This is a genomic window from Vibrio phycocola (assembly GCF_053850235.1).
The window spans coordinates 276,062-288,200 of the sequence record NZ_JBSQDJ010000001.1; the positions used below are offsets into that span (position 1 = coordinate 276,062).

A 12,139-nucleotide genomic window follows, 5' to 3' on the forward strand; every position below is an offset into this window, starting at 1 on the left:
AAGAAGAGAATCAGTATGAGCGATCAAAAATCTCTTGATGCCATCAGGAAGATAAAGCTAGAAAATGACACGTCAGCAGGAAACCTTGTTGATATTATGCCAATCGAAGTTCAGAAAAGAGACTTCGACCTTTCATTTTTAGACAACCTTGCAGTAGAGCGCCCACGCTTACTTATCCAAGCTAATGATCTTGCAGAGTTTAAAGCGAAAGTAAAAGCAGACCCAAGCTACTGCATGTACGATGACTTTATCAATAATTCGACTAAGAAGTTTTTCGATACCGAACCGTATGACGAGCCTCAGGCTTATCCTGAAGAGACTGTAGGTAAGGCGTCATTGTGGCGTCCATACTGGCGTCAGATGTACGTTGATTGTCAAATGGCGATGAACGCAACGCGTAATCTTACTATTGCAGGTATCGTAAATGAAGATGAAGCGCTGATCGCAAAAGCAAAAGCGTGGACATTGAAACTGGCAACGTACGATCCAGAAGGTGTGACATCTCGTGGTTATAACGATGAAGCGGCATTCCGTGTTATCGCGGCGATGGCTTGGGGTTATGACTGGCTAAACGCGCACTTCACCGATGAAGAACGTGAAACGGTTAAAAATGCCCTGATTGTTCGTTTAGATGAAATCATGCATCATCTAAAAGTAACGGTCGATCTTTTGAATAACCCGCTAAACAGTCACGGTGTTCGTTCAATTTCTTCTGCAATTATTCCTACGTGTATCGCGCTTTATCATGACCACCCGAAAGCGGGCGAGTACATTGCATACGCACTAGAATACTACGCAGTTCATTACCCACCATGGGGCGGCGAAGATGGCGGTTGGGCTGAAGGTCCTGACTACTGGAACACACAAACCGCATTCTTAGGCGAAGCGTTCGATCTACTAAAAGCGTACTGTGGCGTAGATATGTTCAACAAAACATTCTACGAAAACACTGGTGATTTCCCGCTTTACTGCATGCCTGTGCATTCACAACGTGCAAGTTTCTGCGACCAATCGTCGATCGGTGATTTCCCAGGTTTGAAACTGGCGTATAACATCAAGCACTACGCAGGTGTGAACCAGAAACCGGAATACGTGTGGTATTACAACCAGCTTAAAGGTCGTGATACTGAAGCGCACACTAAATTCTACAATTTCGGTTGGTGGGACTTTGGTTACGATGATCTTCGCTTTAATATTCTTTGGGATGCCCCAGAAGAGCAGGCGCCATCGAACGATCCTTTGTTGAAAGTCTTCCCAATCACAGGCTGGGCGGCGTTCCACAACAAGATGACAGAGCGTGATAACCATATTCACATGGTGTTTAAGTGTTCTCCATTTGGTTCTATCAGCCACTCACACGGCGACCAAAACGCATTTACTCTTCATGCATTTGGTGAAACGCTTGCGGCAATCACGGGTTATTACGGTGGTTTCGGTGTGGATATGCACACTAAATGGCGTCGTCAAACGTTCTCGAAAAACTTGCCATTGTTTGGTGGTAAAGGTCAGTACGGCGAGAACAAAAACACCGGTTATGAAAATCACCAAGATCGTTTCTGTATTGAAGCGGGCGGCAACATTTCAGACTACGATACCGAGTCTGACGTGAAGATGGTTGAAGGTGATGCAACGGCTTCTTATAAGTACTTCGTACCGGAAATCGAATCTTACAAGCGTAAAATTTGGTTTGTAAAAGGTAAAGTGTTTGTGATGCAAGACAAAGCAACGCTGTCTGAAGAGAAAGATATGACGTGGCTAATGCACACGACGTTTACCAACGAAGTTGCGGAAAAATCATTCGCGATTCGTGGTGAGAAAGCACACTTAGACGTTAACTTTATCAATGATTCTGTCGACGGTATTGTGTCAATTAAGAACGTTGAAGGGTTTGGTGACGTTGACCCATATGAGTATCAAGACCTTGAGATTCACCGCCATGTGGAAGTTGAATTCAAAGCGTCTAAAGAGCACAACATCTTAACTTTATTGGTTCCTAACAAGAACGCTGGCGCTCAAGTTGAAGTGTCTCAAAAACTTGTTGGTAATACTCTAGAACTAACAGTTGATGGTGAAACAGTAGTTATCGAGCTGTAAGTTCAGCGTTACATTTACAATAATAAGAGAAACCACCGCATCGTCGGTGGTTTTTTTATGCCACAAAGGTTTGAGCGAGTCTCTTTTTTCTAGAGACAATATGAGAGACATGTTACATATTATTAGGTTAAGGACAAGTATCATTGGGATAACATGCCAAAATTGAAAGGCGTTTTGAGTTGGTCGTTTTTCTGGTAGTAAATTGGGTGGAAGTTTAATGTTTATCCAATATAAAACAGTTGGTTGGCGGTTTTTGGAGCTATAAAGTTAGCCTGTGAATACGAGCCGGCATATTATTAAAGATGTCACTTATCCGGAGACTGCGTGAAGCCTCAAATAGAATCTAAATTTGCCTCCTATCCGATAGAGGCTCAAAGGCAACTTGAAAATGTTCGTCAACTAATTCTTACCGTCGCCGAAGAAAACGGTTTAGGTGCAGTTGAAGAAACTCTCAAGTGGGGTGAAGCCAGTTACCTTGTGAAAAGCGGCAGCACGATTCGAATGGACTGGAAGCCAAAAGACCCAGATGTCATTAAGGTATATTTTCATTGCCAGACTATCTTGATCGAGACTTTCAAGGAGATTTACCCAGATGAATTCGAGTATGAGGGAAAAAGAGCTATTGTTATTCCCTTAAGTGCGTCTACTGGGGGCGGGCCATTAAGCCACTGCCTGGAAATGGCGCTGTTATATCATAGTTTAAAACACCTCCCTTTGCTCGGAGCTTGAGGTAATGGAAACACGTAACAAAGCCATTAAATTCGCTCCCTACGGTCGCCGGACGCTCGTTCCTCGCGCCGTTTATGGCGGGCGTTATAACTAAGGAGTAAATATGGCACTTTCGATGCCTAGAAAAGACATTACAAAGCTTTTGATTTCAACTCCATCTCACTTTATTGGTCATTACGAACATGATGCATTTAGAGCTGTCGTTGTTAATGAAAATTTAGGTGTGAAATCGGCGAGAAAAGATGAAAGGACTTACAAGCAGTACATCGAGGTGACAGTCGAAACTCCGGAGTATAAAAATGACACTGTAGTAATTCCTGACTATAGCCAAATTGGAGAGAACTTCTGCATTGCATTATCAGTACTTTTTGGGAAAGTATTCGACTCTCATGGTCTTTTGCAACAGCATGGATGGGCTTACCTTCCGGATCTTAATTCAAACAATAAAATACATAACAAGAGTCTTACTATAAACAGTTCTAAGCCTAGAGTTGATTATGAAATAGAATTAAACCTTGAGAACATAAATCTAATACAAGACGTTTTATTTCAAAATGATGAGGAAACTGTTGATGCTCAGTCGACTTTTTGGTACGCAGGGCGCTTTTATGTTCAGTCTCTTCGTATAGTCGAAGAAAACCCTGAGCTTGCATTTCTTAGCTTAATTACAGCTGGTGAAATATTAGCTTCATTTTTTAAATACGACACTGACGATCTCCTCGATGAGGATAGCAAGCAACTACTAGAAAAGCTCAAAAAACTAGGTGAAGATGGCAAGCAACTTCATAAGAAAGTAAGCAAGAAATTAATGGGCATTTCTGAGTCATTCTGCAAATTTTTAATCGACTGTTTAGATGATGAGTTTTTCGAGAGAACTGAGTCGAAGCATGATTTTGAAAAGTTAACTAAACCTGATATCAAACAACGATTGAAAGCTGCTTATAATTTACGAAGTAAATATGTGCATGCAGGAAAAACGCCCTCTGGCTGGATGTCTGTTGACTATTTAAATAATAATGAAGAAGTGCACCATGGAACACCAGTACTGGAAGATAAAGACATGAAAAGAGCTATCAAGCGGTCACCTACATTTATTGGTATGGAAAGGATCATTCGATACTCACTTCTTAAATTTATAATGAAAACAAATGTGATCCACGAAATTTAGTTATAACAAGATAATTGGACTCCCGCTCTAATACGAAGCTAACCTTAAAGGCGAGCAAATGAGTCTGGGAGAAGACGATGAATACGACAATTATTGGCGTTACAAATCATTTGATATATCTAAAGGCAGTAACACGTTCAAAGGAATGATGATGAAGTACATAAGCGAGTTAACGGAGGGGCATCTACAACAGCTTCTGACATTATATCAAAACGAATGGTGGTCGAGAGATCGAAACATAGAAGGGACAAGAACGTGTGTTGAGAACTCCACTGTTATTATCGGAATTGTTGATAAGTCGAACAACCTTATTGGCTTTACTCGGGTACTTAGTGATGGGGTCTACAAAGCAATAATTTTTGATGTCATTGTAGACCCAAAATATCGTGGTAAAAACCTTGGGCAATCGCTAATTATGAAAGTGAAAGACCACGAATTGTTGAAGAATGTTCAACAATTCGAATTGTACTGCCTTCCGGTAATGGTCCCATTTTATGAAGCGCATGGATTCACCACTGATATCGGCGACATTCAGTTGATGAAATGTGTTTGTGGTTAGTCAGCGCGATTGATCCCTCTAAACTTTATTATAAAGAACGGGTGTTTTACTTTTCCAACGATTCCATAGTTCGGCGTCGTTTAGCAAATCCACCATAAACCTAGCGACGTTAATTCGACTCGTTTGTTGGCTCTGAAATATTGGGTCAGACAGCGGAGAAGGATAAACCTCATAAGCCGATGCGCTTTCCTGATCAACCAAGCTATCCGGCCTTACCGCGACCCATTCAACTGGAATTGTAGATTGAGTAACGCTATGTAACAGATAATTGGCGGCTTTTTCATTATCGACATGCGGTGGAAGCAGGCAGCGAAGCAGTGCGATGACGGCTTGGTGCTTGAGGCTGACTTGCTCATTTTGTAAATGGTTTTGATATCCTGTGGTACTCATTAATATGAACTTTATCGGTAAACTCGGATTCAGTTTCTTAATCGCTTGGCAAACGGTGGTGGTGACATCGGAAACCAGACACCGAGGATGACCGTAGATTCCACGAAATGTTAAGTTATGCCCGAGACAAGACACTACAGCGGTACAGTCATGCAGTTGCTCCTTCATGTCATTTTCGGAAAGCTGGTGCACATTAGCGAGCGTAACGATTACCTTGTCATGATTCACAAACTCCGGCATCAGTCGGTCGAGTGAACGTACGATAACCTTCACGGTTTCCCCTTTATTTAGCAGTGATTTAACCACCTGTTTTCCTGTCGCGCCTGTTGCCCCCAGAACTAAAACGGCCATTATGTTTTCCTTGTGTTGAATAGATTAAGGGGTACTATATCTATACATATTTGTAATTTAAATTGGCTAAAATAGTATATAGGTATGCGTATTTGTATGAATTGGTCTTCGATATGTTTTGATTGGAATCGCACTAGAGCCTTTTTAGTAACCGCTGAAGAAGGAACGTTATCTGCGGCCGCTAAGGCTCTGGGCATGACTCAACCGACGTTAAGCCGGCAAATATTGGCGTTAGAAAGTGAAATTGGCGTGTCACTATTCGAGCGCTCGGGACATCGATTGGTACTCACGTCGAGTGGGGTTGAGTTACTCAATGTAGCCCGTGATATGGGGGAAGCAGCGAGTCGATTTTCAATGATTGCGAAAGGGCATTCAGAGGATATTGAAGGAACCGTTGTTATTTCGGTATGTGAACTGGATGCAACGTATCGGATGCCACCGATTCTAGCGAAGTTAAGAGTAGCAGAGCCCAAAATCACCATCGAAGTGCTCGTGACCAATGATGTCAGTGATTTAAAGCGTCGTGAAGCCGATATCGCGATACGCAATGTGAAGCCAACTCAGCCCAACCTTATCGCGCGAAAACTTGGGGAAGAACGCGTTAACTTGTACGGTACTCATCAGTACTTGTCGGCCTTTGCGGACTGTCGTTCTACGAAGGACATCCAAGACGATCTACAAATTATTGGTTTTGGCCAAAATCATCAAATTATCGAACAACTTAATCACCATGGCTGGCAGCTACATGATGGTAACTTTAAGCTTTCGACGTCATTTCAACCGATGCAAATTGAATTATGCCGAGCACATTTAGGCTTAGTATACTTAACAGAAGATGTTGGTGCTCGGGACACTCAAATACAAAGGGCGTTTGAAACTTTAGTACCACCGATACATTTATCTGTTTGGCTCGTATGCCATGAGGAACTGCGTACAAATTTACACATTCGAAGAGTGTTCGACTTGCTTGCAACTGAGTATCAACATCTTCTAGATTGCGAAAAGTCATGAATACAATCAGAACATTACAGCTAAATGTAAAAACTGATAGCCTTTTATCTAATTGTTGGTCACGATAGAGTTATTATTAATGATTCCTGGATTAATAAACCATATTGATAGAGTAGGCGATGGCATTAAGTAGACTAAAACGCTCCCGTAAAAATAATTGGCGAAATGAGGGCTGTGCGCCGGATTATCGCTTCTCCCTAGCAAACGAACGAACCTATCTCGCCTGGATTCGAACCGCTTTAGCCTTACTTGCGGGCGCGATCGGCATTGATCAACTTACTCCTGAATTGGCGAGCCCAAGTATTCGTATCATGCTTTCGGCATTTTTATGCTTATGCTCTGGATTATTAGCGGTATTTGCCTACCGTCGATGGTCTGCAAACGAGAAAGCAATCCGCAACAATAGTCAGCTTGGTTATACCAGTTTCTTGAAGTTAATCAGCGGTGTTATGCTCGTTCTAACCTTGTTTGTTATCTGCGTGATTGCTCTATGAACCGAGATCCCGGACTTCAACCAGAACGCACTTCGATGGCGTGGCTAAGAACTCAATTGATCATTATTGGGGTCGGTATTATGCAGTTTAAAGTCGGTGAACAACATGGGTTTATTGGACTGGAAATTACGGGCATAGCGATGATTCTGTGCTCAATCTTGAGTGTGATTTATACACAAAAGCGCTTTTCGAAAGAATTTGGATGTGATGAGAGTGTGTCGACGGCTGAATATCGGATAAAACTGCTGACGTCGGCTCTAGTTATTGTTAGTTCGATTATCTTTGCGTTGTTTATGGTGAGCGACTTTATTTCTAATTAAGAAATTCCAACCCTTAGGACTCAATGCGATTTCTACCATTATCTTTCGCTTGGTAGAGCATTTTATCAGTTCGGCGCAAGGCGGATTCGATATTTTCATCTGGTGAAACTTCGATCAAACCAATACTAACAGTCATTGGTGGAATTACATCGTGGTTGTTAGATTCTTGAGCCAAAGAGCATTGAATGCGTTCACCAATGATTTTTGCTTCTTCAAGACAGGTATCAGGCAGCATGAGAGCAAACTCTTCGCCGCCAAGCCTTCCCAGTAAATCGGGCGGGCGAACAAAACGTTTGCAGATTTCCGCAAAGAGTTGCAGTGCGAGGTCACCCGTGAAGTGACCTTTGGTGTCATTGATCGCTTTAAAGTGATCAATATCGAGCATCATAAGTGACAGCTCTATTTGTTGCTGCTTTATGACTTTGATTTTATTAGTGGCACTTTCGAGAAAAAATCGACGATTGCTCACTTGAGTAAGATCATCGGTGCGAGAAAGTGCGATTAACTCTCTCTCCATCTTTTTCCGAGTACTGATGTCTCTGATAACCCAAATCACACCTTTGTTTAGATCCGAAGGAATATTCTTATCAATGGCTCTACCAGAGATGGATACCCATATCGACTTACCACTTTTATCTTTGATTTGAAACTCAGCTTCCGATACTTCTTGAGTCGTCAGGCTGGCATAAAACCGTTTACCAAACTCCTCAAAGGCTTCTTCGCCAAGATGAAAACCTTTGGTTGACTGACCAATCCATTTATCCGCTGTGCCACCAATCATATCGGCAAACGTTTGGTTCATCCGATGAATACAACGTCCATCTTTAAGGACAAGTATTCCCACAAGCGCATTGTTAAATATGACTTCAAGTTCGTTATACGCTTCGTTTAAATCGATTTCAGCTTGCTTTAGCCTTGTAACATCGTTAATAACCCAAACAACACCCTGGTCGAGTGAGGGTGGGCTTTGTTGAGAGACGAGGCAGCCAGACGCACTTATCCATATAATAGAGCCGTCTTTCTTTTTAAATTGAACTTCTGATGTGACGATTTTTCTCTCTAAGATTGTCTCGGTATAGAGCTTGGTAAACGCATTGGCGATCTCTTGTGATATATGGAATTCTTGCAGGTTTTTTCCTATCACCTGTTCGGCGCAATCATAACCAAGAATATTTGCTCCGGTGTGGTTTGCAATGATGATATTACGATGCTTATCGACCAGCGCGATACCGACTAGAGAGTTATTGAACATCGAATGAAACTCGTCGTTTTTTCGTTCAAGTTGTCTCTGTATTTCCTTAATATCGCTGATATCGCGGCAGGTGGTTATTCGATGTTTTTTTCCACCGATTTCAACAGTTTCTCCTTGAAGCAACCCAATAAACTTTGAGCCATCTTTACGCACCAATTTAAGTTCATAGGACGAGGTGTATTCGTGTTCTAATCGCTCCATAACAATGGGTAAATCATCGGTGTCGATTAAAAAAAACGGCTGCTTTCCGATTACTTCATCAGGAGAATATTGAAAGATTCGAGTAAATGCTGGATTGATATCGACACAATACTGGAGATCGTCATAGATAGCGATTGCTTCAAACGACTTATCTTCAAACAATTGTTTGTTGGATTGATATGTATTAATTGTCGATTCCATTGATACCACGTAATTCGATGTTATTGCTTGTCATTTTTCAATCGGTGTCTCTATCGCAACATTTGGATAAAGATAGCAGGCCTTTTCAATGCAGCCTAAGCATAATATACCTTGAGTCGGTAGCAGTAAGAAAGCGTTTGGTCAATAAAGGAGTAACTAATATACATTGTTGAATTAGGTTGTATATAGCGGATACTATCAGCCTCACGGAGAGGTGACTAATGTCTCAAAATGTTCATTTAGTTAACTCATTTCCACCTTAATTTCCTCACGTATATGACTTATCAACTCTCGTGCTGCGGGAGAAAGCAGTGTGGGTTTTGTGACTAAACCAATCGAGGTTTGAGGCAGCGCAGGAAAACCATCGGCTTCTCTTAGGATCCGAAGATCGGGTGTGACTGTGATTTGAGACATCACCGCAACCGCAAGGCCCGAATGAACAAACGCCGATACACCATCGTGGCTGGGCGATGAATAGGCGAGACGATAGTTAATACCCGCATCATCAAGAGCTTGCTGAGCCCATTTTCCCCAACGACAAGCCCCTTCTAATGCTAACGGAAGCGGTGACTGCTCATGCGTAAGTTTGTTAACCGAACTCACCCAAACAAGCGGGCAGGTCACTAAAACTTCGTAGTTTGCCTCGTTGGCGAATAAGTTCACTAATGAGAAGTCAAACTCGCCTTGCAGGGTATGTTCAATTAATTGGCTACTGCTGAGTGAGTGAAGCTTGATGTGAACATTTGGGTACTTCTCCGCAAAGCTCACCAATATAGGCGGAATAAGGCTTGTCACGTAGTCATCACACACACCAAAGCGTACTTCGCCTTGTATTTCAGGGTTTGCCAAAGTCGACATGACCTCATCTTGTAATTTGACAATACGTCTTGCATAGAGCAATAGATTTTCACCTTGTGAGGTAAGCACTGAACGCCGTCCTTGTTTTTCAAAGATGGGCTGCTTTACCACCTCTTCTAAGCGTTTGACCTGCATGCTGATCGCCGATTGAGAGCGATGTACCGTGGTTGCTGCGCCGGCATAACTTCCTGTGTCGGCGATGGCGATCAGTGTGCGCAGTAATTCGGTATCGAGATTATCCGCCATTTTGTTACCTCAACAAAATTGATGTATAAGTTTAAATTTATTCGTTTGTTTAATGTTTGTCAAAGGCCTAGATTAATAATTATTCAATCAAGGGAGAATAGAAACATGAAAACACTCTTCGCCGCCATCGTATTTACCACCGTTTTAGCGCCTGCTTATCTATCTCAACAGACCGATCAGACACAGGTAAATCATGCGGATTGTTTATCGAAAAACGACATCATCTGGTACCAAAATCGGAGCAAATCTGGCATTGCTCGCACGTGTACTGAACAGGTATTGGCCAACAACCTCAGCAAGGGGGAATGAAGAATGAGAACATTAAACCTAAATAGAAATAGTGTGCTCTTCGCTGAAAGGCAGTCTCAATTGAACCTCTCCAATTTGATGACAATTGAAGGAGGTAAAACGGGTGGACGTGTTCAGCTTTGGTTTGAACGAGCAAAACAGAGAAGAACATTAAAGCAACTTGCCCTGAATCCTCAGTTTCTTGAAGACATTGGTGTGTCGTATCAAGAGGCCATCATTGAATCACGTAAACCGTTTTGGAGAAAATAGGTGGGTTGGTACAAAACAGAAGAGAGAGTGATAAGCTCTCTTCTGTAATATCCGATATAAAGTATCGAGCTTTACAAAATACTCTTCGGGACCACAATTCGCGATTTCACTTTCAATCGCTTACCTAAATTGACTTCAGAATCAGGATTCCATTGCAGGGTAGTTTCCCATGCGTTTTCGGGTTGCATCTCAACTAACATGGACGCTTTCACTTTCGTTGCTATCGCTTGTGAAGGGATCACTGTAATGCTCTCGGTGTTTAGATTTGCGCTACGCGGGTCCATATTAAAGGTGCCGATAACGGTGATATGGTCATCAATCACCATCGACTTGGCATGTAAACCAAAAATAGGCGTCGTGGTCAACTGGGTCTGCATCTCTTTTGACATCACCTTTTTTCGAATATGGGCATCGGGCTTAAATTCAAAAATGCGCACCCCAATTTCGAGCAAGGCTTTACGTTCTCTTTGATAACCGCTAAAGGCTTCTAAGTTATCGTTAGACGCCAAGCTATTGGTTAGGATTTTTACCTCAATCCCTTTTTCTATTAGCGCCTTTAATATCGACTTTCCGACATCGGTCACCACCAAGTAGGGCGTTTGTATGGTTACGGAGTCTTCGGCATGCTCAAGTAGCTCGATCAACCTCTGTGTCGAAAGCCCACTGCCGCCGAGAAAGGTTTTGCCATCATTTTTTCCCGGCACGTCGGAGACATATTCGACATTATCCAGCCAATGTAAATCGCCATCTTGTACCGCTTTTTTAAACGCCAGTGGCATCGCATTAATTTGCTCTCTAATTTCAGGAAGAAAGTTCTCAGGGTTACAGGCGTATTGATGCAAGCGCTCAAAGTTGGGTGGTGATTGTTGAGAATCTTCAACTTCTAACAGCTCGGGAACGGGAACGCTTAAACTGTCTTGCCAAAACTCTTCAAATGAATGCTCGATGGTCTTTGCAGTTTGGCCAAGAACCAACACATCTCGATCTCTGAAATTGTACTCATGGTCATAGCCGAAATATTCATCGGCAACATTCCGTCCACCGGTAATGGAAACAAGGCTATCGACGGTAAAGGTTTTATTGTGCATCCTTTGGTTAAACGCATGAAAGTGAAGCGCTAGGTTCGTCAGCTTTTGGACGATATTTTTCCCTACATTGGCGAGTGGGTTGTAGATCTTAATCGAAATATTAGGATGAGCGTTGAGTGTTAATAGCTCGTCACCGCTCGCTTCTAGCATTATGTCATCGACCAATATACGGACCTTAACGCCACGTTCAGCCGCTCTAACCAAGTAGTCGATGGCCAATAATCCAATATTATCGGTAGAAAAAATAAAGTACTGCACATCGATAGTGTTTTGAGCGTGTTCAGTTAACCATGCTCGGGTGAACATGGCCTCAGTTCCTTGCTCTAATACATAGACGCCAGTTTTGTTATCCTCAAGTTGGGACGAATACGGGGTCAGCAGTTCGGTAAAAGCGTTATTATTATCGAACGTAACTTCCTGACAAAAGTCCTCAGTGGTTTGTTCAATTCGTTCCGTTGGGGGAGAGCACGCTGAAATTAACAAAACGCTTGTGATGATAGTCAGTATTTTAATGCTGTGTCGTTTCAAACTTAGAAAACCTTGTCTTGTATGCATAACGAAAACCAAACTCACTATTTTTATAATGATGACAATGCAAATATACTCGTTATCATCTTCA

General features: G+C 42.3%; 13 protein-coding genes. 9 read left to right on the plus strand and 4 right to left on the minus strand.

Features of this window, described 5'->3' with window-relative positions:
* Positions 1-15 precede the first annotated feature (15 nt).
* The 4 genes from ACWU4D_RS01265 (at position 16) to ACWU4D_RS01280 (ending at position 4,550) form a co-directional block, all read left to right on the plus strand.
* The gene (locus ACWU4D_RS01265; protein WP_456049558.1) at positions 16-2,094 is read left to right on the plus strand and encodes a DUF4962 domain-containing protein; all 2,079 of its coding nucleotides are present in this window, start codon (positions 16-18) and stop codon (positions 2,092-2,094) included.
* A 324-nt stretch (positions 2,095-2,418) separates the two neighbouring features.
* Entirely contained in the window at positions 2,419-2,823 is a 405-nt protein-coding gene (locus ACWU4D_RS01270; RefSeq protein ID WP_456049559.1) for a DUF1801 domain-containing protein, read from the plus strand.
* Positions 2,824-2,926: 103 nt separating this feature from the next.
* Positions 2,927-3,991, plus strand: a complete 1,065-nt coding sequence (locus tag ACWU4D_RS01275; RefSeq protein ID WP_456049560.1) for a hypothetical protein — start codon at positions 2,927-2,929, stop codon at positions 3,989-3,991.
* Between the two features lie 58 nt (positions 3,992-4,049).
* A complete protein-coding gene (locus ACWU4D_RS01280; RefSeq protein WP_456049561.1) occupies positions 4,050-4,550 on the plus strand; it encodes a GNAT family N-acetyltransferase in 501 nt (166 codons plus the stop codon).
* Positions 4,551-4,568: 18 nt separating this feature from the next.
* Here the strand turns inward: ACWU4D_RS01280 and ACWU4D_RS01285 are convergent, their stop codons facing one another.
* Positions 4,569-5,291, minus strand: coding sequence for an NAD(P)-binding oxidoreductase (locus ACWU4D_RS01285; RefSeq protein WP_456049562.1), 723 nt, complete (start codon positions 5,289-5,291; stop codon positions 4,569-4,571).
* Positions 5,292-5,387: 96 nt separating this feature from the next.
* Here ACWU4D_RS01285 and ACWU4D_RS01290 point away from each other — a divergent pair, with 96 nt between their 5' ends.
* The 3 genes from ACWU4D_RS01290 to ACWU4D_RS01300 all read left to right on the plus strand — a co-directional run bounded on the left by ACWU4D_RS01290 (position 5,388) and on the right by ACWU4D_RS01300 (position 7,116).
* Entirely contained in the window at positions 5,388-6,302 is a 915-nt protein-coding gene (locus ACWU4D_RS01290; RefSeq protein ID WP_456049563.1) for a LysR family transcriptional regulator, read from the plus strand.
* 119 nt (positions 6,303-6,421) lie between these two features.
* Entirely contained in the window at positions 6,422-6,796 is a 375-nt protein-coding gene (locus ACWU4D_RS01295; RefSeq protein ID WP_456049564.1) for a YidH family protein, read from the plus strand.
* A complete protein-coding gene (locus ACWU4D_RS01300) occupies positions 6,793-7,116 on the plus strand; it encodes a DUF202 domain-containing protein (RefSeq protein ID WP_456049565.1) in 324 nt (107 codons plus the stop codon). The genes ACWU4D_RS01295 and ACWU4D_RS01300 overlap by 4 nt, the downstream gene beginning before the upstream one ends.
* A gap of 13 nt (positions 7,117-7,129) precedes the next feature.
* Here the strand turns inward: ACWU4D_RS01300 and ACWU4D_RS01305 are convergent, their stop codons facing one another.
* Both ACWU4D_RS01305 and ACWU4D_RS01310 read right to left on the minus strand, forming a co-directional pair.
* Positions 7,130-8,770 carry a sensor domain-containing diguanylate cyclase gene (locus tag ACWU4D_RS01305; protein ID WP_456049566.1) on the minus strand — a complete coding sequence of 547 codons (1,641 nt, stop codon included), beginning with the start codon at positions 8,768-8,770 and terminating at the stop codon, positions 7,130-7,132.
* Positions 8,771-9,013: 243 nt separating this feature from the next.
* Positions 9,014-9,874, minus strand: coding sequence for a LysR substrate-binding domain-containing protein (locus tag ACWU4D_RS01310; RefSeq protein WP_456049567.1), 861 nt, complete (start codon positions 9,872-9,874; stop codon positions 9,014-9,016).
* Positions 9,875-9,979: 105 nt separating this feature from the next.
* Here ACWU4D_RS01310 and ACWU4D_RS01315 point away from each other — a divergent pair, with 105 nt between their 5' ends.
* Both ACWU4D_RS01315 and ACWU4D_RS01320 read left to right on the plus strand, forming a co-directional pair.
* The gene (locus ACWU4D_RS01315) at positions 9,980-10,183 is read left to right on the plus strand and encodes a hypothetical protein (protein ID WP_456049568.1); all 204 of its coding nucleotides are present in this window, start codon (positions 9,980-9,982) and stop codon (positions 10,181-10,183) included.
* Between the two features lie 3 nt (positions 10,184-10,186).
* A complete protein-coding gene (locus ACWU4D_RS01320; protein ID WP_456049569.1) occupies positions 10,187-10,432 on the plus strand; it encodes a DUF1127 domain-containing protein in 246 nt (81 codons plus the stop codon).
* 71 nt (positions 10,433-10,503) lie between these two features.
* On the opposite strand, the gene ACWU4D_RS01325 is transcribed toward ACWU4D_RS01320, so the two are convergent.
* Positions 10,504-12,075, minus strand: a complete 1,572-nt coding sequence (locus ACWU4D_RS01325; protein WP_456049570.1) for a phospholipase D family protein — start codon at positions 12,073-12,075, stop codon at positions 10,504-10,506.
* Positions 12,076-12,139: the final 64 nt, after the last annotated feature.

What these genes read in the sequence shown, in the direction of transcription:
- ACWU4D_RS01265 (WP_456049558.1), top strand. Translation starts at nt 16, where the DNA reads ATGAGCGATCAAAAATCTCTTGATGCCATCAGGAAGATAAAGCTAGAA.
- ACWU4D_RS01275 (WP_456049560.1), top strand. Translation starts at nt 2,927, where the DNA reads ATGGCACTTTCGATGCCTAGAAAAGACATTACAAAGCTTTTGATTTCA.
- ACWU4D_RS01280 (WP_456049561.1), top strand. Translation starts at nt 4,050, where the DNA reads ATGAGTCTGGGAGAAGACGATGAATACGACAATTATTGGCGTTACAAA.
- ACWU4D_RS01285 (WP_456049562.1), bottom strand. Translation starts at nt 5,291, where the DNA reads ATGGCCGTTTTAGTTCTGGGGGCAACAGGCGCGACAGGAAAACAGGTG.
- ACWU4D_RS01290 (WP_456049563.1), top strand. Translation starts at nt 5,388, where the DNA reads ATGAATTGGTCTTCGATATGTTTTGATTGGAATCGCACTAGAGCCTTT.
- ACWU4D_RS01295 (WP_456049564.1), top strand. Translation starts at nt 6,422, where the DNA reads ATGGCATTAAGTAGACTAAAACGCTCCCGTAAAAATAATTGGCGAAAT.
- ACWU4D_RS01300 (WP_456049565.1), top strand. Translation starts at nt 6,793, where the DNA reads ATGAACCGAGATCCCGGACTTCAACCAGAACGCACTTCGATGGCGTGG.
- ACWU4D_RS01305 (WP_456049566.1), bottom strand. Translation starts at nt 8,770, where the DNA reads ATGGAATCGACAATTAATACATATCAATCCAACAAACAATTGTTTGAA.
- ACWU4D_RS01310 (WP_456049567.1), bottom strand. Translation starts at nt 9,874, where the DNA reads ATGGCGGATAATCTCGATACCGAATTACTGCGCACACTGATCGCCATC.
- ACWU4D_RS01315 (WP_456049568.1), top strand. Translation starts at nt 9,980, where the DNA reads ATGAAAACACTCTTCGCCGCCATCGTATTTACCACCGTTTTAGCGCCT.
- ACWU4D_RS01320 (WP_456049569.1), top strand. Translation starts at nt 10,187, where the DNA reads ATGAGAACATTAAACCTAAATAGAAATAGTGTGCTCTTCGCTGAAAGG.
- ACWU4D_RS01325 (WP_456049570.1), bottom strand. Translation starts at nt 12,075, where the DNA reads ATGCATACAAGACAAGGTTTTCTAAGTTTGAAACGACACAGCATTAAA.